Below are 12,624 nucleotides of genomic sequence, written 5' to 3' on the forward strand. Positions count from 1 at the left end.
CCCCCCACCATGGCCAAGAAAAAATCAAAAAAGAAAGGTGCAGCGGCGAACAAGAAATCCGACTCGGGCTTCACGATGGTCTCGGAAAACCGCAAAGCCCGCCATCGTTACGAGATTTTAGACTCGATCGAGTGTGGATTGATGCTGATGGGCAGCGAAGTCAAATCGATGCGGGAGGGCAAATTGTCGCTCGACGAAGCCCACATCCGCGTCAAAGACCGCGAACTGTGGCTGATCGGCGCGGACATCGCCCATTACAACAACGCGGGGATGTGGAACCACGACCCACGCCGCCCCCGCAAATTGCTGATTCACGCCCGCGAGTTCGACAAATTTGCCGGCCGGGCCCACGAGCGGGGCCTGACGCTGATCCCGCTGAGAGTTTATTTCAACGAGCGGGGCTTGGCCAAATGTGTGATGGGGCTGGTCAAGGGCAAGAAACTTCACGACAAACGAGAGACACTCAAAAAACGAGACTCCGACCGCGGCTTGCAGCGAGCCATGCGAGGACGCGGCTGAGCGTGGGGTAAGCTTCCAGCTTGCCACCCTGGACAGGCTTCCAGCCTGTCACCGTGGGACAGGCTTCCAGCCTGTCAATCCAGCTCTGCTGCCTGGCAAGCTGGAAGCTTACCCCACTGCTGCATGGCAAGCGGGAAGCTTACCCCACTTGATCCTCACCACACCGATCCAACCGTGACCGAACCAACCGCTTCGAAATCATCCGATGTGCTGAAGATCACCGACGTGATCAAAACGTTTGACCAGCCCGGCGGTGGCAAACTGACCGTGCTGGACATCCCCGATCTGACGATTCGCGCCGGCGAGCAGATGGCGTTGATCGGGCAAAGCGGCGGCGGCAAGACCACGCTGTTGCATCTGATCGCCGGATTGCTGACGCCCGACTCGGGCAGCATTCGCGTTGCCGGCATCGAGTTGACCCGGTTGTCCGAACAGGGCCGCGATCGATGTCGGGCCGCGACCGTCGGCTATGTCTTTCAAACCTTCAATCTGTTGCCCGCGTTCTCGGCGATCGAAAACATCCAGTTGGGCATGGCGTTCGGCAACCGCGCGATCGACACCGAGCGGGCCTACGATCTGCTAGACAAAGTCGGCTTGGCCGATCGAGCGACCTATCGACCGAATCAACTCTCCGTCGGGCAGCAACAGCGGGTGGCGATCGCACGGGCGTTGGCCGGAAAACCGAAGCTGCTGTTGGCCGACGAACCGACCGCCAACGTCGACCCGGCCAGCAGTGATACGGTGTTGGATTTGATCATCGGTTCCTGTCGAGATGAGAACATCGCGCTGATGATGGTCACGCACTCGATGGAGGTGACCAAGCGGTTTGAACGCGTCGAACACCTGGACAAGTTGAACCGCATTTTTCAGACCCTTTAATTGCTGCGGCTGATCAATTGCTGCGGCTGATCAATTGCTGCGGCTGATCAATTGCTGCGGCTGATCCGACCGACTCACACACTGCCATCCCCTGAAGAACCTGACCATGTGGCTGCTCCGAATTGCCTGGCGTAACTTCTGCTATCGATCGCTTTCCAGCATTTTGACGACGATCTCGCTGGCCCTCGGCGTGGCGTTGGTGGTGATGGTGTTGGCGGTGTTCGGGATCGTGACCGAAGCGTTTTCGCGCAATGCACAAGTCGGTTACAACCTGGTCGTCGGTCCCAAAGGCAGCGCGTTGCAGTTGACGCTCAACAGCGTTTATTACCTGAGCCAGCCGATCGAAAATCTTCCCTACACCGAATACATGGAGTTCTTTGACGCGGCCACGCGGGCGGAAATGGTTCGCAAGTACGGCGGCGACCCGGCACTCGGCGAGCGTGACGGAGTCTACGCGCCGCTGATCGGTGGCGGTTATGCCATCCCATTGGCGCTGGGTGATTACCTGGGCGATTTTCGCGTCGTCGGCACCACGCCGGACTTCTTCGAAAAACTGCGGCACGGTCCGACGTTGGAAGAACCCTTTGCGATGCGCGACGGCCGCGCGCTCCTGTCGTACTCCCAGGAGTACGGGTATTACGAAGCCGTGCTCGGATCACGCGTCGCGGGGCACCTGAATTTGTCCGTCGGTGATCAGTTCAGTTCGACCCACGGCGATCCCGAAGGCAAGGGGCACGGCAAGAAGTTCACGGTCGTCGGAATTCTGGCGCCGACCGGCACTCCCAACGATCGTGCGGCGTTCGTGAACATGGAAGGCTTTTATCTGCAAGAAAACCACGCCAAGCCGCTGACCGGTGAAGAGACCATCGTCCCGCCCAGCGAAGCGCCCGAGGATCCCGACGGGTACATGCCCTTGACAATTCCCGAGCGCGAAGTCACCTCGATTCTGGTTCGCACCGGGATGCCGATGATGGGCGTGGTGCTGGAGAATCAAGTCAATGAGAGTCTGCGGAGTCAGGCGGCCGCGCCGGTCGGTGAAATCGCCAAATTGATGAACGCCATCATCGGCCCCCTGCTGACGGCACTGTTGGTGATCACCCTGATCACCTGTGTGGTGGCGGCGGTCGGCGTGCTGGTGGCGATCTACAACTCGATGAACGACCGGCGCCGCGACATCGCGGTGATGCGGGCCTTGGGGGCACGCCGCGGGACGGTGACCGGAGTGATCTTGTTGGAGAGTTTTTTGGTGGCGTTGATCGGGGCGACGACCGGATGGTTCTTGGCACACGCGTCGATCTGGGCGTGCAGCGGCCTGATCGAGGATCGCACGGGGGTCCAGGTCGGGATACTAACGACCAGCGCCTATGAGTGGTACATTTTCCCGCTCGTTCTGATTCTGGCCGCGCTGGCGGGGATCCTGCCCGCGGCGAGTGCCTATCGGACCGACGTCGGTACGAATCTGGCCGCGTAACGGTGACGCAGCAATTAGCATGCGTGGCCGAGCAGATCGCCGCCGGCCGAGTCGATCGAGCCGAGCCGAGCCGTGCGACGACAGTCTGACCACCCTCCCCTAAAAACTCCATGAATCAGCCAGAGCCGAACGAAACGTCCGGCGACGATGCGATCGCTTCCGACCCCGCCTCCACCCCGCCGTCTTCACCCCCGCCCCAAGACGGCGGACCGGTTGACCCGCCGAAGCGGCGTCAGCCCGGGATGCTGTTCATCTGGGTGACGCTGTTCATCGACATCTTGGGCATCGGAATCGTGATCCCGGTGTTGCCCGCGCTGGTGCAAGAACTGTCGGGATTGGATGAGTCGGGCGCGTCGCTGTATTACGGATTCATCGTGGCCTCGTACGCAACGATGCAGTTCTTCTTTGCGCCGATCTTGGGCGGGCTTTCGGATCGATTCGGGCGGCGTCCGATTCTGTTGGTGGCGCTGTTCGGCTTGGGCGTCGACTTCATGATTCAAGGCTTCGCCAATAGTTTGTGGTTGTTGTTTCTGGCCCGCCTGATCTCGGGCGTCTTCGGCGCCAGCTTCACCGTCGGCAACGCCTACATCGCCGACATCTCCAACGATGACACGCGGGCCCGCAACTTCGGGCTCGTCGGTGCGGCGTTCGGACTCGGGTTCACGTTCGGGCCGCCGCTCGGCGGTGTGCTCGGTGACGCGATCGACATTCGCGTCCCTTTCTTTGTCACCGCGGGTCTGGCATTGGTGAACTGGTTGTACGGCTACTTCATCTTGCCGGAATCGTTGCCGCCGGAGAAACGCAGGGCGTTTTCACTCAAGAACGCGCGGCCGTTGGGCGCCGTCGGAACGCTGCGACGCTATCCCCTGGTCGCGGCGTTGGCGGTCGTGTTTTTACTCAAGGCGTTTGCCCAACGCGGGTTGGAAAATGTGTTCGTCCTGTTTTCCGAATTTCGCTTCGACTGGACCGCGATGACGGTCGGGGTGTTCTTGGGCTGGGTGGGAATTTTGGCGATCATCGTGCAGGGCGGTTTGGTGCGACCGATCGTCAAACGATTCGGCGAACGCAACGTGTTGTTGGCCGCGACGGTGATCTCCGCGGTCTCGTTCTTGGGCTATGCCTTTGCCACCGCCGCCTGGATGTTACCGGTGATCGCGGTGGTCGGTGCACTGGGCGGATTGGCCGGACCGACCATCCAAAGTTTGGTCACCAAGACCGTCGATGAAACCGAACAAGGCGAAGTGCAAGGGGCGCTGACGTCGCTGCAAGGATTGACCAGCATCGCGGCGCCGATCGTATTCACCAGCGGACTGTTCGGCTACTTCACCAGCGACGTCGCGCCGTTCCAGTTCGCCGGCGCGCCGTTTTTACTGGGCGGCATTCTGATTTTTGTCGCCTTCTTTTTGGCCATCGCCGTGTTTCGAAAGTACCCCGAAACCGTGGGTCGAGACACGCCGGAAAAAGGTGTCTGACACCTTTTTGGGGGACTGGGTAAGTTTCGCTTTTTTCACGCGTTGGGTCGCGCCAATTTTCGTCTGCCACTCGGAGGTTTTTGGGTATGCCGCTTGAACAACTTCCCGCCGCGACATCGACGCCAATCGAGATCGGGATCGTTGTCGCAGGGCCGCTCGACGAGATCGACCGTGAAGCCATGCGGCAAGCGGTCTTGACGACACAACGTGAATTGCAACAACGCTTTCCGGCCTTTCTGTTTCAGTTTTTCACGGTGCGGCGGCCCGAACTGTCCGCCGGCAGCCGGGTGGAGCCGAGTGTCTTGTTGCAGCAAGCCACCGAAGACCGCGATGCAAAACACTGGGATTTTGTGTTCGTGATCACGGCGTCCGAATTGATCGGCATTTACTCCTCCTTCTGTTTCGCCGCGCTCAGCCGCCCGCTGGATGCGGCCGTCATCTCGGTGTCGTTGGTCGATCCGCAAGCGGCCGGCGTGGACCTTTCGACGCAGGCACGGATCGACCAGATCGCCTTGCGCGTGTCGCGGTTGATGCAGCACTCGCTGGCGCACCTGCTCGGTTTATCGCGTGACGACCGCCCGGATCATCTGCTCTATCATCCCGCCACGGCAAAGGACCTGGATGCGATGGCCGTGGTGGACGACGACCAGACGGCGCGCCAGGCCGATGCGTTGGCGGAAGTTGCCGATCAACGTTTGGAAGAAGGTTCGGGTCGGGCGATGGGCAATTTGATGTTTGCCGCGCGGGCGGCCTGGATCAACCGCCGCGAAATCGTCCAAGCGATCTGGGCCGCGAGAGCCTGGCAGTTCCCCCGCCGACTCAGCCGACTCACCTTGGCCTCGGTCTCGACGGTTGCCGTTCTGCTGATGACCGCCGAGGCATGGGATTTGGCGCTGTCACAGTCGTCGGCTCGCGTTTATGGACTCGGTCTGTTTGCGCTGCTCGCGACCACCGTGTACGTGATCACGCGTCAACAGTTGTTGATCCGTCGCAGCCAGACGAGAAGCGAGCAATCGGTCGTCACCGCAGCGTCGGCGTTCGGGATCGTGTTGATGGGGATGGCGGTCACCTGGTTGGCGTTGTTTTTGCTCGGAGCGATCGTCGGTCTGTTTCTCTTCGACGCTCCCCTGATCGCCAGCTGGGCGGCGTCGTCGCAGCTGACCGGTCGCGACGTGTCGTTTGCGGACTATGTGCAAATGGCCGGATTCAGCGGCTCGGTCGGATTGCTCATCGGCGCCCTCGGTGCGAGCTTCGAGTCACAGAACTACTTTCGTCATGTGATCTTTGTGGACGAAGAGATTTAGGGATGGGTCACCCATTGGAAAGAGCGGAACGGCGCGAGCGGGCTGTCGGTTTCGTGAGTGAGCCGCGACGCGTAAGCGGCCGGGCATCCAGACGCCCGCCCGAGGCCTTACGGCCAGCGTCTCACCATTGCCTCGACCAATCCCACTGAATCGACAGCCCGCGAACCGCGCCTTGTTCCCGCGCTCCGCCTGGGAACACCTTGCTTCAGAGGCGCCCGCCTGTCGGCCGTGGATCGCGCGTGTGGCAGGAGCCACACCGGCATCGCGTTCCAAGGCGGAGCCTGGGAACGAGCGGGGTGTTACCGATTTCGCAAGCTGGAAGCTGACGCCACTCGCTATCAGGAGCTGACGCCGAGGGTCAGCCAGCCGTCTCGGGCGTCGAAGCTGCGGGGCCGGAAATTCAGGCCTTGGAGCCCCGGCACGTTGACGTCGGACGGGATGATCCAGGGCCGGTCCATCAAGGTTTCCGGGAACGCTTTGGCGAATCCTTTCTTGATCGATCCCCGCAAACCGGCTTGCGCGACACTCAAACGTTTGGTGCCGGGGAAATTGATTTGGGTTTCGCCGACGCGTTGCAGCACGACTTCGCCCGACTGGCCGGTGATCGGTTGATAGACCGCAACGATTTCCAGCAACCGTTTCAGTTCGCGAGACCCTTGCGCGAAGCGTGTCCCCTGGATGCCGATCCGGAGTTTTCCGTCGCGTGCTTCAAAGATGATCGGCCGGCTGTCGTGAAAGTCGATCTCGAATTCGGGTTCTTCTTCATCGCCTTCCGCAGCGGCCTGGATTTCAGCGCCGCGTTTTGTTTTGCTGGCCAATTGCTGCAATTCGCTACGCGTCATCGTGCGGCCGGCCAGCAGCGCGCCGACGGTGTTGTCGATCAGGGATTCGTGGATTTGGACCGTCGCGTCGTTGGTCTGGGTGATCGCCGGCGGCGGCGTCGGCGCGGCGAGCTGGTTGTTCTTGCGGATCGTTGCCAGCAAGTAGATCGAGTGATCGGTCGAGCCGAGGGTGCGGGTCGGTTCGGCCAGATCCAGACGCTGCAGGTACGCTTCCGCCTCGGCGGCAAGATCGCGGGTCGGCTGGGGAATGGCGGCGTCGGTTTCCTTCGTGAATTCCTCGGTCATCCGCGTGATGAATTTGCGATGGGCAATTCGATCGGCGAGCGGCTTTTGCTGAGCGGCTTTTTTCTTGGCGATTCGTCGGACCAATCGCAGCGGATGCTCAATCGAATTGATGCGATTGTTGATCGATCCCGAGACGACGACCGGTTCGAACTGGATGCCCGATTCACGGATCTGCAGCTGTCGCGATGCGTACACCTGTCCATAACCGGACGTCCTCAGCCGGACCGGGCCGTTGTATCCCCGGTTGGCCGTGGTGACGGTTCCGTTGAGCGCGATCTGCATGCGAATGCTGCCGACCGAGGGCAACAGCGTGGTGGTCACGTCGCCGGTCAAGAACGCGTTGCCGACGATCCGCGTGCCGAGAATGCACTCTCGCACCGCCGAAGATTCATCGACTCTGCGATTGGCGGCCCGCTGGATCAACGATTCATCGATCGTCAGATGAAGATTGGTCGAGGAGAACAGGTCTTGGGTGCGATCGACCAGGGCGACGGATTGATCGGTCCGCTCAAGCAACTCCAACAACAACCGCAACGTCGCGATCTGGTCCGGCGACGGGTTGCCGCTGATCTCGGTCCACTGGTCGGCGGTGCGGCTGAGCAGTTGTGCCAGCAAGGTGGTCGTTCTCTCTTTGCGGCGAAACCGCAGCGCGTTGCCGAATTGCTGGGCGGTGCTGCGGACGCGGCGGACCGCCGGAACCTCAAGCCCCGGATGGATTCCGGTGGCCTTCTGCGAGATTCGGATTGCTTTGCTCGCCAGTTCGACATCGCTGGCTTCGGACCGCATGGCCTGGAGGGCGGGTTCGATTTCCAGGTAGTCGATCCAGGCCTGGGCGTTGGCACCGGTTGCGGTTTTGGCGAGATGACCCCGCAGCTGATCGATCGCCGCTTGGAATTCGGCGCCGCTGGCATCCGGGCTGGCGATTCGGCTCGGATCCAGCCGCTGGGCCGACTGCCGTGCCGCATCGGCAATCTGTTCGGAGAGCGTTTGAGCAGGCGAGGCGTTCAGCAGCGCGACGACCCACAGGCCGAGCGAAGCAAGAACGCGAAGGCTTGGTCGTGTCATGTTACATCCAAGTTGACGGTGGACCGGCGGTCGGGAAGTGCGATACAAACGCGAAGATAGTGAAAGGGCGAAGGATTTGCAGGTGGAGTTGGGCGAGTTGGGCAAAAAAACGCCCTCCGATCGTCGGCAAAACGCGTTACAGCGGAGCCAGTGCCCCGGCGAGCACGGCGATCGGTCCCTGCTGGTAGTCCGGTGATGGTGTTTGGGCATCCATTTCGTAGACCGAAACGAGCAGCGTCCGATGACCTAAGGCGCATTTGCCGATGTGGACCCGCAGCGGCCAGGCGGAGCTTTTGCGCGGCGACGCCCAGTCGATCGTGGCGTTCTGGTAAAGGATCGTTTGCACCTGCAGCTGAAAATCATCGCTCGCCCCGACCCGCAGGACCGCCGGTTCGGTCGCGTCTTCGTCGCCCATGTCTAAATGGACCGAGGGCGGGAAATCGGCCGCGGTGGGCGGCCAGGTCGACGCGGAGGGATCAAAGGTCTTGATCTGCCCCAGGATCGACGCATTGCGATTGATGAACGAAATCGTCGAGGGACCCTGCCCGTCACCGGGATGGTCCAACAGAAAAAAAAGAAAACCCTCGGCCGCGCCGATCCGCAGCCCCAGCGCTTGAGACTCCACCGGCTTGCCCTGGATCGGCAGGATGTCGGGCGTGGTCCAGGCTCCGAAGCCGTCGCCCCGCCACCGGACGTCGCGACCGCTCGGCCGATCGCCGCTGGCACCGAACCAGGCGATGCCCATGACGACGACCATCACCACCAGCATGCCGCGGGTGATCTCGAGGGGAATCTGCTGCTCGCGCTGAGAAGACATGGCTGGAAAGCGGTTGCGGAAGTCAACTGCAGGTAGGGCGTCGGAATATTAGAAGAGTGTAGTCGCGATCGGTTGATGCAAGAAATGGGCGTTCAGCCATGGTTTATACCGCGTGACCAACAAACAGCGATACACCAACGCCTCTTTGACATCGTCGATCGGCCAAACCTGAACTTCGGTCGGTTCAAATTTGTTCCATCCTTCACTGACGCGGATCTGTTTCAGTCGCGCGGCGATATCGGTCGTCTGGCCGATAAACAAAACCGAGTCGGGGTCGGAGATCGCATACACGCCGGCGACCGGTTCGTCGCCACCGTTTTCGAGAAAGGCCTCGATGGCTTGAGCGGCGGGGGCGTCCTGCTTCGAAAACTCGACGGCGCGTTTCTTGGCCGCTCGGGTGATTTTGTCGTTGGTCGCGATGCGTCGGAAGTGCCAGATGGCCGCGCGGGCGTCGATCAAGGAATGGCCGTCGCCGAACGCTTGGGCGATTTGATCGAACTCGGCGGCCGCATCGGGCGTGCAAAGGATCTGTTCCAAGTTCATGGCGTAGTCGACCGAAAGCATTTGAAACGCGATTTCGGCGGCGTCGCAGCACGGCAGGAGGGTCTTGAGCGAAACCTTCTTGTGTTTGCCTTCACCGACCAGTCGTTCTTCGCGCGAGAGCTGCAACAGAAACTCGTTCCAGGTCCGCGCGTCACCGAGCAGTTTGGCGTCTTTGCAGTAGCGAACGAACAGTGCATTGCGGATCGGATCGAACAGCAGTTCCTCGGCGCTATGCGCTTTCGAAACGTCCTCGAAGGCGGCTTGGATGACGCGTTCGTTTTTTTCGTCCAGTGGAATCACCGGACGTCCGTTGCGAAACTTCGTGCGTTGTTTTCCCTTGGACGTCGTCGGCGCACTGTTGATCGGATCGGCCGGCCCGTCCAGTGGATCGCCCGCGCCGCATGCCGACAATCGTTCTTTGATCCGAGTGGCGTAGTCTTCGGAGAGTTCAATTCCCATGAATTGACGCCCCAGCTTTTTGGCGACCACCAGCGTCGTGCCGCTGCCGCCGAAGGGGTCCAGCACGAGGTCGCCGGGGTTGCTGGAAACCCGGATGATTCGACCGAGCAACTGTTCGGGCATTTGACACCCATGAAAACCCTCGCGCTCTTTGAAGGTCCCGGCAACGCGGGCGAAGTACCAGGTGTCGTGCGAGGGACTGAATCCTAACTGGGGCGCATCTTGGGGACGCAAGATCCAGGTGTTGTCGGGCAGCCGTCCCCGGGTGTTGGCCCGCGCGTCGGCATACACCAGTTGCCGGGCCGAGGGAACTCGCACCGTCGGGTTGTCGCCGTTGAACGTGAACTGTTCGGGGTCTTTGACGAAGTGGAACAGATGGGTGTGCGAGCGACTAAACCCGCGGACACAATTCACGCCAAAGGTGTAGTACCAGACGATCCAGGACCGGCACGAGAACCCGATTTCCTGGGACAGCAATTTCAGTTCCGCGGCGTATTCGTCACCGATCGCCAACCAGAACGATCCGTCCGGTTTGAGCGCCTGGTGAACACCGCTGATCCAGTCGCGGCAAAAGTTCAAGTAATCGGTGTGCGACTGCTGGTCGTCGTAGACGTCGTAGCTGTAGCCGATGTTGAAGGGCGGGTCGGCGAAGACAAGATCGATCGTGCCCTGTCGGATCTGGGCCAGTTTTTCGATGCAATCGCCTTGATGGATTTGATTGGCGGAGAGCGTTGCGGTGGTGGTCTCGGGCATGAGTTTCCAAGGATGGTGGCAATCGGTCACGGACAGCGCCACGCCAAGTCTACGATTTCAGAGCCGATCGCGCCAGTGACCTAAGCCTCCAAGTGGCGTAAGCTTCCAGCTTGCGACCCACGCGGCCACGCCGCGGAGTCTCACCACTGCCACGTCGCAAGCTGGAAGCTTACGCCACGTTAAATCCGGCAGACGTAGTGTCCGCTTTGGCGGCGGATCAGATGGCGGATTTCCAGCACGCTGATCGTCGCCATCACCTGGTGGGCCGGCAATCCGCTGCGGGCGATCACCTGGTCGATCAGGGTGCTGGAGGCGTCGATCGATTCGAGCACCGTGCGTTCCACCTCGTTGAGCTTCAATTCGGCCGGATTTCGCACTTCATGCCCGTCCTCGGTGCTGACGCTGCGAGCCATCGGGCCGAGTGATTCCAGGATGTCGTCGACGGTTTGGACCAGCGTCGCGCCGTCGCGGATCAGCTGGTTGGTCCCGCGGGAGGCGCGACTGGTGACCGGGCCGGGCAGCGCCAAGACGTCCCGCCCTAATTCGCCGGCCTGTCGCGCGGTGATCAACGACCCGCTGCGATCGGGGGCCTCGATGACCAGCGTCGCCAGGGCCAGGGCGGCGATGATTCGATTCCGCTGGGGGAACATGCCGCCGCGAGGTTTGGCGTACGGCGGGTATTCGCTGATCACGGCACCGTCGGCGGCGATTGCGTCAGCCAAACCAACGTGCTCGGGCGGGTAAATCTGTCCCAGGCCCCCACCCAGGACCGCGATCGTTCTGCCGCCCGCCGACAACGCCCCTTCGTGTGCCGCCGCATCGATCCCACGGGCCAGTCCGCTGACCACCGTCACCCCCGCTTTGGCGAGCCCATAGGCGAGGCGATCGGCTTGGCGGGTGCCGTAGGCCGTGGCGTGGCGGGTGCCCACGATCGCGACGGCCAGTTCGTCTGCCCGGGTCATCGTTCCGTGGGCAAACAAAATCGGTGGCGCGTCGTGCAGGTCTTCCAGCGGCCGCGGGTAACCGTCGCGACCCTGGCAAAGTAAATCGCAGTCGTGGGTCTGGCACCACCGCAGGATCGAGTCCGTGTCCACATGGTCCGACGCGGTGCGGATCGTGTGAATCAACTTGGGGCCCACCCCCGGGACCGCCGCCAGTCGGCTCGCTTCGGCGGCCAACACGCGCCCCGGCGAGCCGAAGCAGTCGATCAGTGCGGTCAGCGTTCGCGGTCCGATTCCCGGCAGCATCGCCAGTCGCAGCGTGCTGACCGTTTCGTCATCGAGCCCGCGATGCTCCGCCGAGGTGGTGTCGGGTCCGTCCATGGCAGCGTGGACTCAGTCGAGAGAGTGGAGAAGCGGGTAGCGGGCGGGGCGGGTCAGCCGCGTCCGTCGCAAGATTCAGATGCGTCGACAGGGACCGTCCGGCTTTAGGCGACCGCTTCTCGCACGTACGATGGCCCTTCCGGGCCGTCGCGGGGAGAACTCTTCTCGACGACCTAGAAAGGACGTCGTACAGCGATCCGCTGACCGCATTACACTCAATCGACGAGATCGTTGGTCTCTGTTGCGTTTCGCGTCTTTCCTAAGCTGGATGGTCTCTACAACAGGATATCGGGTTTTTCGATGTCCGGGGGGCTGCCGGCACCCAGGGGCTCTTCAATTGCGGGGAAAAGACCTGCTTCGCTTTCCGCGGCCTTGAGTGAGGCCTGGAACTGTTGGACGACCGGGCGGCTGGTCAGTCTGGGATTGATGTGGGGGCGCGCGGCCAACAGGTGCGCTTGGGCCTGCTCGGCCGTCATGCCGCGGTACTTGATCAACCAGCACAGGGCGATCGTCGCGCTGCGGGCGCGGCCCGCCTTGCAGTGAATGTAAACGGTGTCGTGTTGCAGTTTGTACTTCTGGATAAACTCCACGGCGGCTTCGACGTCGGCCAGGCGAGGGTGGGTGAAGTCGGTCGTGGGGATGTGCAACTGCTCAATGCCGTGTTGCTCATACTGGAGGATCGGCCCCTTGTACTCTTCGCACGTGTTGACCACCGCGCGGACGCCTTCGCCTCGCAACGACGCCACGTCGGCGGCGAACGGGTAGGCGCCGACGATCACGTGGCTATCGATTCGGCTCCACCAATGACGACGACGCAACACCCGCGCGAGAAGGAAATTCCAGGCGAGTGTCGGCCAAAACACGGTGCGAGCGTAGAGTCGAGCAAACAAGGT

Annotated in this window: 10 protein-coding genes; 5 read left to right on the top strand and 5 right to left on the bottom strand. The window is 61.6% G+C overall.

Annotated features, from left to right (window positions below; all coding sequences use genetic code 11):
• The first annotated feature begins 9 nt into the window (after positions 1-9).
• The 5 genes from smpB (at position 10) to Enr13x_RS37205 (ending at position 5,645) form a co-directional block, all read left to right on the top strand.
• On the top strand, positions 10-519 hold the full coding sequence (gene smpB, locus Enr13x_RS37185; protein ID WP_145391957.1) for an SsrA-binding protein SmpB: 510 nt from the start codon (positions 10-12) through the stop codon (positions 517-519).
• A gap of 174 nt (positions 520-693) precedes the next feature.
• Positions 694-1,398, top strand: a complete 705-nt coding sequence (locus Enr13x_RS37190; RefSeq protein WP_390621054.1) for an ABC transporter ATP-binding protein — start codon at positions 694-696, stop codon at positions 1,396-1,398.
• A gap of 106 nt (positions 1,399-1,504) precedes the next feature.
• Positions 1,505-2,869 (top strand): ABC transporter permease, encoded by a 1,365-nt coding sequence (locus Enr13x_RS37195; RefSeq protein WP_145391959.1) that lies wholly within the window; start codon positions 1,505-1,507, stop codon positions 2,867-2,869.
• A 110-nt stretch (positions 2,870-2,979) separates the two neighbouring features.
• Positions 2,980-4,341 (top strand): TCR/Tet family MFS transporter, encoded by a 1,362-nt coding sequence (locus tag Enr13x_RS37200; protein WP_145391960.1) that lies wholly within the window; start codon positions 2,980-2,982, stop codon positions 4,339-4,341.
• A gap of 86 nt (positions 4,342-4,427) precedes the next feature.
• Positions 4,428-5,645, top strand: coding sequence for a hypothetical protein (locus tag Enr13x_RS37205; RefSeq protein ID WP_145391961.1), 1,218 nt, complete (start codon positions 4,428-4,430; stop codon positions 5,643-5,645).
• Positions 5,646-5,983: 338 nt separating this feature from the next.
• Here Enr13x_RS37205 and Enr13x_RS37210 read toward each other — a convergent pair whose 3' ends face one another.
• The 5 genes from Enr13x_RS37210 to Enr13x_RS37230 form a co-directional block, all read right to left on the bottom strand.
• Positions 5,984-7,837, bottom strand: a complete 1,854-nt coding sequence (locus Enr13x_RS37210; protein WP_145391962.1) for a hypothetical protein — start codon at positions 7,835-7,837, stop codon at positions 5,984-5,986.
• Positions 7,838-7,973: 136 nt separating this feature from the next.
• Entirely contained in the window at positions 7,974-8,654 is a 681-nt protein-coding gene (locus Enr13x_RS37215; protein ID WP_145391963.1) for a hypothetical protein, read from the bottom strand.
• Between the two features lie 48 nt (positions 8,655-8,702).
• Positions 8,703-10,409, bottom strand: a complete 1,707-nt coding sequence (locus Enr13x_RS37220) for a DNA-methyltransferase (protein ID WP_145391964.1) — start codon at positions 10,407-10,409, stop codon at positions 8,703-8,705.
• Positions 10,410-10,588: 179 nt separating this feature from the next.
• A complete protein-coding gene (gene dprA, locus Enr13x_RS37225) occupies positions 10,589-11,731 on the bottom strand; it encodes a DNA-processing protein DprA (protein WP_145391965.1) in 1,143 nt (380 codons plus the stop codon).
• Positions 11,732-12,006: 275 nt separating this feature from the next.
• Complete coding sequence (locus Enr13x_RS37230; RefSeq protein ID WP_231744011.1) at positions 12,007-12,621, bottom strand: phosphatidylglycerophosphatase and protein-tyrosine phosphatase 1 family protein; 615 nt, start codon at positions 12,619-12,621, stop codon at positions 12,007-12,009.
• Positions 12,622-12,624: the final 3 nt, after the last annotated feature.

The organism is Stieleria neptunia, assembly GCF_007754155.1.
GTDB classification, from domain to species: domain Bacteria; phylum Planctomycetota; class Planctomycetia; order Pirellulales; family Pirellulaceae; genus Stieleria; species Stieleria neptunia.